We start from the raw sequence: 14,942 nt of genomic DNA, 5'->3' as shown, positions 1-14,942 counted from the left end.
TACTCATTTGCGTCCGTAGGTGTCGTCGAGACGGACGATATCATCTTCGCCCAGATAACCGCCGGATTGCACCTCGATCAGGCAGAGCGGCACCCTACCGGGGTTTTCCAGCCGGTGCAGCGATCCCAACGGAATATAGACGGATTCGTTTTCATGGAGGAGGAGCTCATCCTCGCCACGCGTCACCAGGGCGGTGCCATTGACGACCACCCAATGTTCGGCGCGGTGATAGTGCTTCTGCAGCGACAGCTTCCCCCCCGGCTTGATGGTGAGACGCTTGACCTGAAAACGGTCCCCCTTCTGGATCGTCTGGTAAGACCCCCAGGGCCGGTGTACCCGTTCATGGGTCGTCAGTTCCGGACGCCCCTGCCGGCGCAAGCTCTCGACGACCAACTTCACGTCCTGGGCGCGCCCACGAGGAGTGACCAGCACGGCATCGTCGGTCACGACGATCACCAGATCCTCGACGCCGACGGCGGCCGTGAGGATCCCCTCGCTCCGCACATAGCAATTGTGGCTTTCCTCGACCAGGACGTCGCCCTGCAGACTGTTGCCGTTTGCATCCTTCCCGGCGATTCGCCAAAGCTCGGACCAGGCTCCGACATCCGTCCAGCCGATGTCGCAGGGCACCGTGGCGACATGCGCCGTCTTTTCCATCACGGCATAGTCAACGGAAATGCCGGGGGAGGCGGCGAAGGCGGCGGCATCCAGACGAATGAAATCAAGATCGACGGTGCGGCCGGCCACCGCCGTGCGCACGGCGTCCAGAACCTCGGGGGCATACTGCTCGACTTCCCGCAGAAAACTTGCCGCCGAGAAGAGGAACATCCCGCTGTTCCAAAAATAATCGCCAGATGTCAGAAAAGCGTGGGCCCGCTGCTCATCGGGCTTTTCGACAAAAGCGCTCACCGAATAGACGGCGGGATGACCGTCAAGAGGCTCGCCCCGCTTGATATAGCCATATCCGGTTTCCGGGCGGGTCGGCAGGATGGAGAAAGTGACCAGGCGCCCGTCATCGCGTGCCGCCGGCAAAGCCGCGGCAACCTGCGCCAAAAAGGCCGGCACGTCACCGATCACGTGATCGGACGGTACGACCAACAGGATGGCTGCCGGATCCTTCTCCACCGCCATGAGCGCGGCCGCCGTAATGGCCGGAGCCGTATTCCGGGCGACGGGCTCAAGAACGATCGCCCCCGAATCGATCCCGACCGACCGCATCTGCTCGCCGATGGTAAACCGGGTTTCCTCGTTGGTCACCACGATCGGCGCGGCAAAACGGGACAAATCGGAAAACCGCAGCAGCGTTTCCTGAATCAGCGAATGCGTGCCCGCCAGGGGAAGCAGTTGTTTGGGAAATTGTTCACGGGACAATGGCCAAAGGCGGGTTCCAGCCCCGCCGGACAAAATCACCGGTGTAATTTTTGAGCTGTTCGTCACCGATCATAACCCCCCGTGAAAAAGGGACCTCAAGGACCCTTCGCGAAATTATCGTTCCAATTCCCAAGGTTTAATCTGACGCCTGCGCTCCGCTGCGGCGGACGGGAAGCGCCGCTTGGGCTTGGGGCCTATTGATTCGCTCTAACCCGTTGGCCGATAGGAATAGCAAAGTTCCATCCGAATACCGGGAGTGTCCATCTGTAAAAAGCTATACCTCAAAGGCTACGGGGCAATATCGTCATCTTCCTGATGCGCCAAGATGAACTCCTGGATGGCGCGTTCGATATCCGACGAAAATTCCGGACCGAATTCGAGCCCCGCCATGGAAATTTCGCGGGCGACCACACCATCGACGATGGTCTGCACCCCCTTTTGAATTTCCTCGGCCAACTCGCGATAGCGGCGGGCGGCGGCCACGGCGCTTTCCAGATCGGTCATATTGGGGGCGATCAGATCCAGAACGGCCACCAGATACCGAGCCTTCACCTCGGCCTGCAGCTTGACCAGGGCAATCAGCTCATCCTGCTTAACCTCTTGAAGACGGGCGGAAATCCGCTCCTGGCAGACCTTCTGGCGAAATTCGTCCAGCAACGCCACGAACCGCGCAGGATTAAGACCTCGACCAAGCACCCGTCACACCCCGAAAATAAATATGCACGGTCGCCATATTAACAACTGTCTCCCGAATAACCAGTCTGCCCGCGATTCACCCCCCACCTTCCCCGGGCCGGCTTCGTTTCGGGCAAGCCCGCCACAAAAAATTCAAGAACCTTCGATGCCATTTGTTTCGGGGAACCAAGACAAAATGCCGGGTCGACATTTCGCCTCCGACGACGCATCCTGCGAACACCTCATTAACGCCTCGGGGGTCAACAGTAAACAATGGCCGACAAGATAGCGTTGATTACCGGAGTAACGGGCCAGGACGGCGGCTACCTCGCCGAACTCCTGTTGGCGAAGGGTTATGTGGTGCACGGCTTGAAACGCCGGTCATCGTCGTTCAACACGGCGAGAGTGGATCATCTGTACCAGGATCCGCATGAACGGAATGTCCGCTTTCACATGCATTACGGCGACATGACCGATTCGACCAACCTGATCCGCCTGGTTCAGGAAACCCAGCCCTCCGAGATCTACAACCTGGCCGCGCAGAGCCATGTCCAGGTCAGCTTCGAAACGCCGGAATACACCGCCAATGCCGACGGCATGGGGGCCCTCAGGCTGCTGGAGGCCATCCGCATTCTCGGCCTGGAAAAGACCGCCCGCTATTATCAGGCGTCGACGTCCGAACTTTATGGAAAGGTCGTCGAAACGCCGCAGTCCGAAACCACCCCCTTCTATCCGCGCAGCCCCTATGCCGCGGCCAAGCTCTACGCCTATTGGATCACCGTGAATTATCGCGAGGCCTATGGCCTGCACGCCAGCAACGGCATCCTGTTCAATCACGAGGGGCCGACACGCGGCGAAACCTTCGTCACCCGCAAGATCACCCGTGCCGTCGCCGCCATTAAATTGGGCCTGCAGAACGTCCTTTATGTCGGCAATATCGACGCCAAGCGCGACTGGGGACATGCCCGCGATTACGTCGAGGGGATGTGGCGCATTCTCCAGCAGGAAACCCCCGACGATTACGTGCTGGCCACCGGAGAGACCCACAGCGTCAGGGAGTTCATCGAACTGGCCTTCGCCGAAGTCGGGCGGACGATCGAATGGCGCGGTAAAGGCGTGGACGAAACGGGCGTCGATGCCGCCTCTGGCGATGTATTGGTCGCCATCGATCCCCGCTATTTTCGTCCCACCGAAGTCGAGCTTCTGCTCGGCGACCCGACCAAAGCGCACCAGAAACTGGGCTGGCACCACAAGGTGAGCTTCCGCCAGTTGGTCACCGAGATGGTTCGTTCCGACCTCGCCATCGTCGGTACGGAGGCCTCATCACGGAGTCACGGACTTGACTGAGTTCGAACTGGCCGGCCGCCGCATCTGGGTCGCCGGCCATCGTGGCATGGTCGGCTCCGCGGTGGTCCGCCGCCTCGGCCAGGAACCTTGCGACATCCTCACCGTCACGCGCGCGGAGCTTGATTTGCGCCGTCAGTCGGCGGTTGAGGAATGGCTGGCCGCTCAACGCCCCGACGCGATCGTCCTCGCCGCGGCGACGGTCGGCGGCATCCATGCCAATGCCACGCGCCCGGCCGAGTTCCTGTACGATAATCTGGCCATCGAACAGAACATCGTCGATGCCGCCTATCGCAACGGGGTGACCAAGCTCCTGTTTCTTGGGTCGTCTTGCATTTATCCGCGTCTCGCGCCGCAGCCGATCGACGAGGACTCCCTGCTCACCGGTCCGCTGGAACCGACCAACGAGTGGTACGCCATCGCCAAGATCACCGGCATCAAACTGTGCCAAGCCTATCGCCGGCAATACGGATGCCGTTTCGTCTCGGCCATGCCGACCAATCTCTATGGCCCCGAGGACAATTTCGATCTTCTCTCCAGCCATGTCCTGCCCGCCCTGCTGGCCAAGATCCACAAGGCGAAAATAGAGGGAAATCCCTCCGTCGAAATCTGGGGAAGCGGCACGCCGCTTCGGGAATTCCTGCATGTCGACGATCTCGCCGATGCCGCGGTGTTTCTGTTGCGCCGTCATGAAAGCGATGTGCCGATCAATGTCGGCACCGGCAGCGAAGTGACCATCCGCCAATTGGCCGAGGCGATCGCCGCCACCATCGGCTTTACCGGCGAGTTCGTCTTCGATTCAAGCAAGCCGGACGGCACTCCGCGCAAATTGCTCAACGTCGAGCGCCTGGCCGCCCTGGGCTGGCGGAGCCGAATCTCGCTGGAAGAGGGTTTGCGCCAGACCTATCGCTGGTATCTGGATAGCCTGGCAACCGACGGCGTCCGCGAAAGGCGTTAACAGGCTGCGGAAAAAGTCTTCGTGATATCATTTCTGTCGTCATCCCCGCGAAAGCGGGGATCCATATCGCGGTAAGCGCATTATCGGGACACCAAATATTGATTCCGATAGAGCATGGATTCCCGCTTTCGCGGGAATGACGACAGAAATTCCGACTTTTCCCGCAGCCTGTTAAATCAAGCGTTTACTCCGTTGTCCTGACCGGTGAGCGGCATCAAGGCGGCGAAGCGTTGGCGGGCGCGATTGAGCGCCGGCGTCAACTGCCCGACCAGCGGCTCGAGTCCGCCACCATCCCCTTCGATGAGAAGGCGCTCGATGGACGCGCAGACCGCGGCGAACTCCAACGCTCCGACACCCTTTGCCCCCCCCGCCGCATGGTGGGCGGTCTGCCGGGCGAGTTGAGTATCGTTCTGGGTCAATGCCTCAATCACCTTCGCGACGTCGATTTCCGCGCTCGCGTAGAACTGCTCCAACAGGGCGGCGGCATCCTCGGTCAATCCGCCGAACGCCTCGGTCAACTGGGAAAGATCGATAATGTCCGCCGCCGTGGGAGTCACCGCCGCCGGAACAGGAGCCTCCGTCGCCAGGGAAGTGTCCGCCGCGCATGGCGCCGACCGGCGATGGCGAAGGGCAACCGCCGCCGGAAGCCAACGTTGCACTGTGGCATCAAGCAGATCGACGGAAACCGGCTTGCTCAGATAATCGTCCATGCCGACATCGAAGCAATATTGAGCCGCCCCCGCCAAGGCATCCCCCGTCAAGGCGACGATCGGCAAGTGGGACCCCGTCTTGCTTTCCTCGGCGCGGATGCGGGTCGTCAATTCATAGCCATCCATTTCGGGCATATGGCAATCGGCGATCAGCAGTCCGTAAGAACGCTGGCGCAATTTCTCCAACGCCTCATACCCGTTTCCGGCCATGTCGATGGCATATCCCAGACGTCCCATCAGTTTTTGCATGACCAATTGATTGGTCGGATTGTCTTCGGCCACCAGGATCAGCGCCCCGGCCGCCATGGCCTCGTCACCGGAAGGCTTCACCCAATCGAACCGCGCCGCATCGGCAGGCTCCAATGGGGGCGTGTCGGGACGACCGGAACGGCGTCCGACAACCGCGGCGAGACTGTGCGCCAGCCCATCGCGGCGAATGGGTTTGGTGACGGTCCGGACGAAACCTCGGCGAACCGCCTCGGGCCGCGTCGAACGCTGCGCCCGGGAAGCCACCAGAACCGGCCGAACACCGCCGAACGCCTGGTCATGCAACAACTGACTGCCCAAATCGAGACAGCCTCCTCCGCCAAAGTCGCTATCGATCAGGACGAGATCATAGGCCTGCCCAGCCTCGGCGGACCTCCTGCATTCGGCCAGCAGATCCGCAGCCGACAAGGCGATGGAGGTGCGCGCTCCATGAAATTCAAGATAACTCCGCCAGATGCCCGCCACATCCTCATCGTCCACGGCAACCAGCGCCCTGAGACCGGCAAGCGGCCGCTCGGGCGCGGCGGCGCCCTGCTCGGCCAGTTGACAAGGAATCTTCACCCAGAAGGTCGAACCCCGGCCAGGGGTCGGACGCATGCCGATCTCGCCCCCCATCAATTCGACCAACCGGCGGCATATGGAGAGGCCGAGACCGGTTCCGCCGAATCGCCGGGCCGTCGAACTGTCGGCCTGCTCGAAAGGCTGGAACAGACGCTTCTGCTGTTCCTCGGTAACCCCGATGCCGGAATCGATGACGGTAAAGCACAGAAGCGGTCCGCCTAGCCGCGGTTCGACCCTGGCCTCGACCAGAACATGCCCGTTCTCGGTGAATTTGACCGCATTGCCGATCATATTGAGCAGAATCTGGCGCAAGCGCACCTGATCGCCCAGATAATGGTCGGGAGCGAAGGGATCGACGAACGCCGCCAGCTTGAGGCGCTTCTCCTCGGCTCTCGGCATCAGAAGTTCCGTCGCCTCCTCAACCAGGGTCACCAGCGAGAAGGGGCTGTTCTCCAGCTCCATTTTACCCGCCTCGATTTTCGAGAAATCGAGAATGTCATTGATGATGGTGAGCAGGGCGCTGGCCGATTCCAGGATGACGGAGGCCATCCCCATCTGCTCCTGATCCAGATTGGTCTGATGGAGAAGCTTGGCCATGGTCATCACGCCGTTCATCGGCGTACGGATTTCATGGCTCATGGCGGCCAGGAACTGCGACTTGGCCTGGGTCGCCGCCTCGGCCTGCTCCTTGGCGGCGAACAGCGCGGTCGTCCGTTCATCGACCATCCGTTCGAGTTGCACCGTCGTGACGAACAACCGTTCCTGTCGCTTGCCCATGCGCCAGGTGAAAATCGACACCAGAATGCTGACCGCCCCGGCGCCGATGACATAATAGTTGGCCACCTGGTGCAATTCGTTGGCGGCTTCGACCGCTCGCTCGTTGGCCTTCTCGGTCGACTCCGTGATGATCGTCGTCAATTGGGCCGACATCCGATCGATATGCTGATTGAAGGGCGTGATGAAAGCCACCGCGCTGGGAAAATCGATCTCCAGCATCGATCCGACCCAGAAGATCGCCCCCTTGTAGAGCTCGAGATTGCGGATGAACTCGTCGATGGAGACCTTTTTCGCCGCCGCCGGTTCGCTGTCGCTATAGTCCCGCAGGTCGACGATGATCTTGTCGATGCGCGTTCCGAAGTCGTCGATCCGTTCACGCAGATCCGGCGTCTTCTCCCGGGCAGCCACCAACGTCATCAAACGATAGATTTCGGCATTGGTCGCCTGTAGGCGACTGTTGATATGCGCCAACCGCGAGATGCTCTGCAAATCGGTCTCCACCACCGCGCGCATGGTGGTTTCCTGATTGTGCAGAGCCGAGGTGCCAAGTTGGAACAGCAACCCGACGAACAGCAAGACGATAGCCGGCAACAAGCCGACCCGGAGGGCGAACAGCATATGGCGGCGCAGCGACGGCAAGTCGGTGGGGTGGACCGTCGGCTTACGATCCGAAAGCGTCCCATCTCCGCTCCGATCCGGCGCGCCTATTTCCCTGGGTGAAACGTCCATCCGTCCTCAGTAAGTAATCGTTACCGTCAGATAATAACTCGTCTCCATTCGCTGGGGCAGAGTGTCTTGATAGGGCCAAAGATTTTCGGCCGCCAATTCCAGACGAATATTGTCCATTGCCTGCCATCCGACATGCGGCGACAGAATGGTCCGGCTTTTCACCCGTCCGACGGTCGTTTTCGGCGGCAGTCCGGGCGTGATGATGACACCCTTGGTCGCCGAGGCGTAGGATCCGTAAAGCTCGGCATCCCATTCGCCCCAGGCGTAGCCGACATCGAGGTTGATCTTATGTTCGGGCAGGGAATCATGCAGACCCTGATCGAAATGCTCGTGCAAACGGTCAAAAGTGTAGTTCCCTCCCCAGATCCATCCCTCACGGGTCTTGTGCCGCAGATCGAACTCGACGCCGTTGGTGACGGATCCCGGCACCATGGAGGAAACGATGGCGGCCGTCCTGTTGACGAGAAAATTGGCCGTCCCGACGTATTTTGTCGTCACATCGTGAAAAACCGACAGGCGCGCCGTCGCATCCAATGGTGCGACGCGGTGGTCCCAGCCGATCCGGTAGTCATAAACCGCGGCAGCCGCCAAATTGGGATTTTCATAAAAGTAACGCCCCGAATACTGGGGCACATAATGCTGAAGCAGGCCGAAATTACCGAGGGTCGGCAATTTCAAACCTCGGCCGAAGGACAGCCTGAGGCTGTCATTCTCGGTCAATTTATCGATCACGGCCGAATTGGCGCTGATTCCTTGAATACTGCGATTGAAGTCCTCGTTGGTATAAATGTCGCGCACGGTGCCGGGCCCGCTGCGGTCCAATTGGAAATAATCGTAGCGGATGGCATTGACCATCGAAATGGCCGGCGTCCATTGGCGGTCCCACATGAGGGACGCCGCCGTCAGATCCCCGCCGATAGTCCCGCCGCGCAGGATCGAGGAGGTCATCGCGTTGCGGCGCGCCTCGAGACCGACGCGAAAACTGTCCGCCGGGCCGATCTTGAACAAATCCGATAGCTGCCCGACGAGCGTGCTGTCGTAATTGTGGACGGAACCGACGGGCTGGGTTTCCCCCCACGGAACATCGACCAGGGTGTAGTAGACGGTGCCGTCCATCCGCCCGATGGCCGTATCGGCGGTGTAGCTGCCTTTCACCGAATCCGTCACCAGGCGCGCATCCAGAAAAGCGTTGTAGGCAATCGCCCGCCCGGTGACATCGGTATGCGACGCCTCAAGCCGCCATTTGCTGTCATCGGGAAGAATGACGGCGGCATCCAGGGAGGCGGAACGGCGATTGGGATTCTTGGCGTAGGCGACATTGGCCGCCGATTTGTCGACCATGCCGACATCATGCGCATGGTCGCCCGCCGCCGTTATCCTGACACCGGCTCTCTCGCCCAACGGCTGAGTCGTGATGGCCGCCACCTCGCGCCGCGCTTGGTTGCCAAAGCGCGTCTGAACGGCATTTACCGGATCGCTGATGGGATCGAAGGTGACGATATTGATGACACCATCGACAGCATTGAAGCCGTAAAGAGCGCTTTGCGCGCCCTTGAGCACTTCGATTTGCCGGATTTCCGGCATCTCGACCGGCAAGGTCGGCCAAAACACGACACCGAAACCATCATAATAGACTTGCCGGCCGTTGATCAAAACCATCACGCGGCTGGTCAACGGACGGATATACCCCCCGATACCGACGTCGCTGATGCTGGTCGAGGCATGGGAAACGTCGAGGCCGGCCAAGCGACGCAACAAGGTGGGGATGTCACGCGCCCCCGACCGGCGGATATCCTCCGCCGTGATGAGGTCCATGGAGACGGGCGTGTCCGAAACGCGCTCGGGCTTACCTGTCGCGCTGATGGTCACCGGCTCGCCGAACAGGGTCTCGTACTGGCCGTAGTCCAACCCCTGCGCGCCGGCGTCCCCGGCCCACAGGCAGCAGGGCACGAGGGTCAACAGCAGCAAAGACGATGGTGGGGTTCTCAGTTTTCCGTCACCATCATTCGGAAAGCCTCGGTAAACTCGATTCCACAAGACAAAGCCGCCTGCTGACTGATGATCACCTCGACACGCGGCGCGCCGGCGATGCCAACGGTACATTTACCGGCACGAACACAGGAAAGATCGGCCGAGATGATCAACGTCCGATTCCGTCTCGCGTAATCGAAAATTCGACCGTAATGCGATTCCATTCCCGCAGCAATGAAACCGACGCGAAAAATTTGGTTTTCATCCAATTGATGGATATCGACGAGAACGGGAGCCAGTTCGACCTTGCCCGTCGCGGCACCGCTCGCCACCCAATTCGAAATGGCCTGAGCATCATCGAAAGAGACTTTTATCTGCGCGTCATAGATCAAAGCGAATGGAATCTTCCCTCGCAGGGGATTCGCCAGAAAATCGACGACGCGAACCCCGACTTTCAGCTCGTTCAGGGTCGTCGCATGACCGGTTCCGGGCATAATCGCCAATATCAGGAATAGCATTCCGACCGCGGGGGCGCGGAGCATTCAGAGTCTTCCGATTGATCATGAGCAGCAGCCTGTCCAGATTGGTCGAATTTATTAACATCGTCAAGAATTTGACTGGCGATGAACGGCAAAATCGGCGCTATCCCGCTTCAGATCGCCGGAAATCCGTCCTGTTAACATTGTAAAAAACGTCGCAAAGTGGTGACCTGATTATGCAGCACACGGAATAAGCTTATCGCATTGCGTCCTTTTCAACTACCCACACGTAATTTACGGTTGAATGATGGGAGGCATTCATCCTAACTGGCTACAGCCCCGCTTATCGTTGCAACGTCGAGGAGAGGATCCCGATGATTATCGCCGAAATCCTGGAGAAGAAGGGCCGTGGCATCACCACCGTCGATCGGGATGCAACCGTCGCCGATGCCATCGCCTTGCTTGCCCGGCATAAGATCGGCGCGCTGATCGTCCTCGATCGGAACGGAGCCGCGGCAGGAATCTTCACCGAACGGGATGTGGTCCGCGTGCTGGACGATCAAGGGGCGGACGCCCTGTTTCAGCGGGTCTCCTCGATCATGACCGCGGATCCGATCACCTGTGCCAGGACGGACAGGATCAGCGACGTCCTGGCGACCATGTCACGGCTTCACTTCCGCCATATGCCGGTTTTGGAAAATGGCGTGGTCGCGGGAATCGTCAGCATCCGAGATCTGGTGATCGAACGTCTCGAACGGGTCGAAACCGAGGCCGAGGCGATGCGGGCCTATGTCGCGGGAAGTTGACCGTCCGGAAGATCGACCCGGGAAACACATTGTTACCAAATCGCCGAATCGACGTCACACTATTGAAAAGTGAAATCGCTACCTTGGCTCCGTCTTTTTTTGAGATCGCGGGTCTGAATTCCGGATATTCCGCCCCGACTGAAATATTCGGATCCGGAGACGAGGTAAAGGTAGCGCCATGTCCATTCGTAAAACTTTTCTTCTCACCGCCTTTCCCCTGCTGTGGGCAACGATGGCCTGCGCACAGGGTGTCCCACCCAGCCCGCCTCCGGCCGGGCAGCCTCCCGCGCCGACATCGGAGATGCGCCATTCCGAGGAGGACCCGGTGGCCCGGCACAAGAACTTCTGCGACGAACACCATGCCCATGAAATCGCCCGGCTCGCCTATCTTGAAGCCAAGCTGGATCTGACAGAGAAGCAGCGAGCCGCCTGGAACAAATGGCGACAGGTGCAAATCGACAATGCCGGCAAGGAACAGGCGGATTGCCTGTCCAACGTGCCCACGCGGGAGACCAAGCCGACGGCCTTGGAACGAGAAGCCCAAATGGAAAAGGGTCTCGCGGTCAAATTGCAGAACCTGCAATCTTCCCGTCCCGCGCTGGAAGCGTTATACGAGGTGCTCACACCGGCTCAACGCACGGTTTTCGATCGCCCTCCGCACGGAGATCATTTTGCGCCACCTCATGGAGTGCCTTTCGGCCAGCCCGGCCCACTTCCCCCGCAACCCTGAGAACCCTGTCAGATCTTCAGGTCACCGCCTGCGGACCGTAACCGCCCTTTGCCTTCTGGCCATCGCCTTGGATGGCTGCCGGGGCGGATCGCGGCCGCCGGGCGGCGACCAGCCGTCTTTAAGCATTCAGTTCAGTCCCAACGCCGAACCTTTGAGCGGCGGCCTGCTCGGGCGTCCGAAATGCGAAGATGCCCTTTCGGGATGGTTTGATCGCACCGACATCAACCACGACGGCGTCATCGACCACGACGAATTCCTCGCCGATGCCCGCCGGCAGTTCGACCGGATGGATATCCATCATGCCGGCTATGTCACGGCACTCGACCTTTCGGAATTCCGCGCCCCTTACGAAGCCGCTCCGACCGACGAGGGCGTACCGCCCGATGCCGCCGGCCAACGCGGCGGGCAGGCTGGCGGATCCGGCGAACGGCGAGGCCCCGGCGGGCGTTCCGATAGCGGACGGGGACCCCAACAGCGCGGCCCCAGCGTCGATACGCGGGCCGATCCCGTCATGTCTGCGGACAAGACCCTGAGCTTCAAGGTGACGCTTCAGGATTTCCTAAACCAGGCGGAAGAGAATTTCCGTGGCCTCGATCACAATCATGACGGCCGGATAACCCGGGAGACAGTGACCGGGAGCTGCAAGGCGTCCGAAAAGAAGTGACGGGAAACGGCCTGGAGCGTGATGCCTTAAATCTGCATCACGCTCCGGCTTTTTTTTAAGCCCTTGGCCTTAGCGCACGCATCCGCGTGCTTGGCTGCGGCCTCAATGGCCGCTTCCAGAGCATCGTGCGTCAGATTTGACGCTCGATGCTCTGGCGACTCCTCTTTCATCCGTACAAGGCTTTGGCGCGCCTTTCAAAGGCCCCCATGATACGGCGTTCCGCGCCGTGCTGCCCCAATGACGCGATGGTGGCCACCACGCCGGAGCGGAATTCGGCGGCAAAGCGGCACCCCAATTGGCAGCCCTCCTCAAGAGGGGCGAACTGCCACGACAGACGGAACGACTTCCACGGTCCGTCTGTCGAGGTGATTTCCAGACCATCCGGAGGGTTCAACTCCGCATGGCTTATGAAGCGATGGCGGACCGGACCGAAGGCGAACACATTGTCGACACGCCAGAGGTTATCGCGACGTTCGATGATTCGCGCCGCCACGCATCCCGGCACGAAAAAGGGATAACTTTCGATATCGGACGCCAAGGCGAACAACTGCGCCGGCGTATACCGCGGAAAGGCCAATTCCCAACCGCCGACCACCGACGTTCCAGCCGATACTTTATGGTCCATGCATCCCCTCTTTTCTATGCCCGCCAAACGCACCCGCCCCACCCGGGAAGAAAGGACGGCACGACAGGCTCCTGCCCCACACCCCGGTTCACGGGGGTTGGTTATTTTCGAAAAACAGCCCCTGCCCACCCGTCAGGAAATACCCCGTTCCTTCAGATGGGGGGCGTATTTCTTATCGCTCTTGCGAATATGCTCGATCATCCACTTGTTGAGAAACCCGATCATTTCGAGAAGCTGGGTCGCCGACGCGTCGGACTTGTATCTTTTGTGCGCCTCGGTGATTTGAGCGATCAATGCGTCATGCTCCTGGCGATGAGCGAGGCGGTCGGGATAGGACGTCTCCTCGAATAGGCTCTCTTCACGTTCGAAGTGCTGCTTGGTGTATATAATCAGGCTGTCGATGAATTCATCGATAACCGGCGTTTCCTTGCCGGCGATCATCGAATCGTAAAGATAGTTCACCAAGCTGAAAAGCTTGCGATGATCGGCATCCACCGCGGCCACGCCGATGGTCAGATCCTCACTCCACGCGACAAGCGACATTTCGTCCCACCCTCTTTTGATCGGCGATGCTTTTTTGGAGAGCCCGCTTGGAATTATCCTCCCCCCCGGCTTCCCGGCGGCAGGGTAAAATAGCCCGACCTCTCGTCTCATACAAATGGTACCGAACGATACCGATTGACAGTGTTCCCCGGGACGGGAACGGTGTTATTCAAAATTCCGACCGCTTCCCGACCTTGATAACCGGAAGCGCCGTCCCGCCAAACGAAGCGAATCAGGTCCGATACCCTTTAGGGTCTGGGACAAAATATGGAGAGGCGTTTTGTCCCATCGCCGATTATCGATCTCCCGTCTTGGAGCGGCCCTGGCCGTCGCCGCGGCCCTGCTGGTTCTGCTCATCCGGCCGTTGCCGTCATCGGAAAGCGCCGCCCTGGCCCTCTGCCTGGCGGCCATCGGCCTATGGGCGACGGGAGCGATCCCCGAATATGTGACCGCCATCGCCTTCTTCACCCTGGCCATGCTGTTCAAGATCGGCTCTCCCGGAGTGATTTTCGGAGGATTCGAATCGGCGGCCTGGTGGCTGATTTTCGGTGGCCTGATCATGGGAGTGGCGGTGAAAACCACCGGCCTCGGCGAGCGGATCGCCCGGCGTCTGGCACGCAGTTTCGGCGGCAGCTATTGGGGCGTCATCACCGGCGTCACCGTGGTCGGGGTAACGTTGGGCTTCGTCATGCCCTCATCCATGGGTCGCGCCGTCCTGTTGATGCCGATCGCCCTCAGCCTGGCCGGGCGCTTCGGATTCGCCCCCGGCAGCAAGGGACGGACCGGTATCGTCCTGGCCGCCGCCTTCGGCTGTCACGTCCCGACCTTTTCCATCCTGCCGGCCAATGTTCCGAACATGGTGCTGGTCGGCGCCGCCGAAACCGCCTATCGCTACGTCCCGACCTATGGAACCTATCTGCTGCTGCATTTTCCCGTCCTCGGCTTTCTGAAGACGGCCATCATGGTTCCCCTGATCGTCTGGCTCTGTCCCGATCGCCCGCAACCGGCCGGTGCCGACATCCGCACGCCGCTCCGCAACGACGAACGCTGGCTGGCGATGCTGCTGATCGTCGCCCTCGCCTTCTGGATGACCGATTCCCTCCATCATGTCAGCCCCGCCTGGGTAAGCATGGCGGCCGCATTGCTTCTTCTCGCCCCCGGGTTCGGTCTGGTCGGCCGCAAGGCGTTCGGCGAGCAGATCAATTACGGCTCGCTGTTCTATGTGGCCGGCATCATGGGTTTGGGATCGCTGGTCGACAAATCCGGCCTGGGCGGCCGCCTGGCCGACGCCATCGTCCAGATCCTCCCTCTCGCGCCCTCTTCGCCGATCATGAATTTCGCCAGCCTTTCCGCGGTCAGTACCGTGGTCGGCCTGGCCACCACCCTGCCGGGCGTTCCGGCGGTGCTGACCCCTTTGGCCGCGCAGATGGCGCAAGCCTCCGGCCTTCCCCTGGACACGATCCTGATGAGCCAGGTCCTCGGCTTTTCCAATCCGATTCTCCCCTATGAATCCGCCCCTCTGGTGGTGGCCATGCAATTGGGTGGGGAACGCATGGGGCCGGCCCAGATCCTTTGCCTGCTGCTGGCCGTCATCACCATCGTCTTCCTGCTGCCGATCAATTTCCTGTGGTGGCGGCTGCTGGGATGGATTTAGAGCGATTTGCGACCACGTTGGGTCACTCACCCTTTCGTCATTGCCGGGCTTGACCCGGCAATCCATGGACCCCCGGAT

13 protein-coding genes are annotated in these 14,942 nt (G+C 60.3%); 7 read left to right on the top strand and 6 right to left on the bottom strand.

Annotated elements, in window-relative coordinates:
- Positions 1-3: 3 nt before the first annotated feature.
- Both CWS72_RS07335 and CWS72_RS07330 read right to left on the bottom strand, forming a co-directional pair.
- Complete coding sequence (locus CWS72_RS07335; protein ID WP_101249918.1) at positions 4-1,410, bottom strand: mannose-1-phosphate guanylyltransferase/mannose-6-phosphate isomerase; 1,407 nt, start codon at positions 1,408-1,410, stop codon at positions 4-6.
- A gap of 249 nt (positions 1,411-1,659) precedes the next feature.
- Positions 1,660-2,028: a hypothetical protein gene (locus tag CWS72_RS07330; protein WP_101249917.1), complete on the bottom strand. Its 369-nt coding sequence runs from the start codon at positions 2,026-2,028 to the stop codon at positions 1,660-1,662.
- Between the two features lie 291 nt (positions 2,029-2,319).
- Here CWS72_RS07330 and gmd point away from each other — a divergent pair, with 291 nt between their 5' ends.
- Positions 2,320-3,393: a GDP-mannose 4,6-dehydratase gene (gene gmd / locus CWS72_RS07325; RefSeq protein ID WP_101249916.1), complete on the top strand. Its 1,074-nt coding sequence runs from the start codon at positions 2,320-2,322 to the stop codon at positions 3,391-3,393.
- Positions 3,386-4,348 carry a GDP-L-fucose synthase gene (fcl, locus tag CWS72_RS07320; RefSeq protein ID WP_274540587.1) on the top strand — a complete coding sequence of 321 codons (963 nt, stop codon included), beginning with the start codon at positions 3,386-3,388 and terminating at the stop codon, positions 4,346-4,348. Before gmd ends, fcl begins: the two co-directional genes overlap by 8 nt.
- A 176-nt stretch (positions 4,349-4,524) precedes the next feature.
- Here fcl and CWS72_RS07315 read toward each other — a convergent pair whose 3' ends face one another.
- Together CWS72_RS07315 and CWS72_RS07310 are read right to left on the bottom strand one after the other, a co-directional pair.
- Complete coding sequence (locus tag CWS72_RS07315) at positions 4,525-7,392, bottom strand: hybrid sensor histidine kinase/response regulator (RefSeq protein ID WP_101249915.1); 2,868 nt, start codon at positions 7,390-7,392, stop codon at positions 4,525-4,527.
- Positions 7,393-7,398: 6 nt separating this feature from the next.
- Positions 7,399-9,360, bottom strand: a complete 1,962-nt coding sequence (locus CWS72_RS07310) for a TonB-dependent receptor plug domain-containing protein (RefSeq protein ID WP_158240544.1) — start codon at positions 9,358-9,360, stop codon at positions 7,399-7,401.
- A gap of 5 nt (positions 9,361-9,365) precedes the next feature.
- Here CWS72_RS07310 and CWS72_RS27720 point away from each other — a divergent pair, with 5 nt between their 5' ends.
- The 4 genes from CWS72_RS27720 to CWS72_RS07290 all read left to right on the top strand — a co-directional run bounded on the left by CWS72_RS27720 (position 9,366) and on the right by CWS72_RS07290 (position 12,042).
- Positions 9,366-9,878, top strand: coding sequence for a hypothetical protein (locus tag CWS72_RS27720; protein ID WP_158240543.1), 513 nt, complete (start codon positions 9,366-9,368; stop codon positions 9,876-9,878).
- Between the two features lie 338 nt (positions 9,879-10,216).
- Positions 10,217-10,648: a CBS domain-containing protein gene (locus CWS72_RS07300; RefSeq protein WP_101249912.1), complete on the top strand. Its 432-nt coding sequence runs from the start codon at positions 10,217-10,219 to the stop codon at positions 10,646-10,648.
- A 178-nt stretch (positions 10,649-10,826) separates the two neighbouring features.
- On the top strand, positions 10,827-11,378 hold the full coding sequence (locus CWS72_RS07295) for a Spy/CpxP family protein refolding chaperone (RefSeq protein WP_101249911.1): 552 nt from the start codon (positions 10,827-10,829) through the stop codon (positions 11,376-11,378).
- Positions 11,320-12,042, top strand: a complete 723-nt coding sequence (locus CWS72_RS07290) for an EF-hand domain-containing protein (protein WP_146002662.1) — start codon at positions 11,320-11,322, stop codon at positions 12,040-12,042. The genes CWS72_RS07295 and CWS72_RS07290 overlap by 59 nt, the downstream gene beginning before the upstream one ends.
- Positions 12,043-12,208: 166 nt before the next feature.
- On the opposite strand, the gene CWS72_RS07285 is transcribed toward CWS72_RS07290, so the two are convergent.
- Entirely contained in the window at positions 12,209-12,667 is a 459-nt protein-coding gene (locus tag CWS72_RS07285) for a type II toxin-antitoxin system RatA family toxin (RefSeq protein WP_101249909.1), read from the bottom strand.
- Positions 12,668-12,799: 132 nt separating this feature from the next.
- Entirely contained in the window at positions 12,800-13,210 is a 411-nt protein-coding gene (locus CWS72_RS07280) for a bacteriohemerythrin (protein WP_158240542.1), read from the bottom strand.
- A gap of 280 nt (positions 13,211-13,490) precedes the next feature.
- Here CWS72_RS07280 and CWS72_RS07275 point away from each other — a divergent pair, with 280 nt between their 5' ends.
- On the top strand, positions 13,491-14,864 hold the full coding sequence (locus CWS72_RS07275; RefSeq protein WP_101249907.1) for an SLC13 family permease: 1,374 nt from the start codon (positions 13,491-13,493) through the stop codon (positions 14,862-14,864).
- Positions 14,865-14,942 lie beyond the last annotated feature (78 nt).

This window comes from Telmatospirillum siberiense (genome assembly GCF_002845745.1).
In the GTDB taxonomy this organism is placed as follows: Bacteria; Pseudomonadota; Alphaproteobacteria; order Rhodospirillales; family Magnetospirillaceae; genus Telmatospirillum; species Telmatospirillum siberiense.
The sequence above is the reverse complement of the archived record's forward strand: the minus strand, read 5'-3'. Positions and strand labels throughout refer to the sequence as shown.

What these genes read in the sequence shown, in the direction of transcription:
- CWS72_RS07300 (WP_101249912.1), top strand. Translation starts at nt 10,217, where the DNA reads ATGATTATCGCCGAAATCCTGGAGAAGAAGGGCCGTGGCATCACCACC.
- CWS72_RS07280 (WP_158240542.1), bottom strand. Translation starts at nt 13,210, where the DNA reads ATGTCGCTTGTCGCGTGGAGTGAGGATCTGACCATCGGCGTGGCCGCG.
- CWS72_RS07285 (WP_101249909.1), bottom strand. Translation starts at nt 12,667, where the DNA reads ATGGACCATAAAGTATCGGCTGGAACGTCGGTGGTCGGCGGTTGGGAA.
- gmd (WP_101249916.1), top strand. Translation starts at nt 2,320, where the DNA reads ATGGCCGACAAGATAGCGTTGATTACCGGAGTAACGGGCCAGGACGGC.
- CWS72_RS07295 (WP_101249911.1), top strand. Translation starts at nt 10,827, where the DNA reads ATGTCCATTCGTAAAACTTTTCTTCTCACCGCCTTTCCCCTGCTGTGG.
- CWS72_RS27720 (WP_158240543.1), top strand. Translation starts at nt 9,366, where the DNA reads ATGGTGGGGTTCTCAGTTTTCCGTCACCATCATTCGGAAAGCCTCGGT.
- CWS72_RS07315 (WP_101249915.1), bottom strand. Translation starts at nt 7,392, where the DNA reads ATGGACGTTTCACCCAGGGAAATAGGCGCGCCGGATCGGAGCGGAGAT.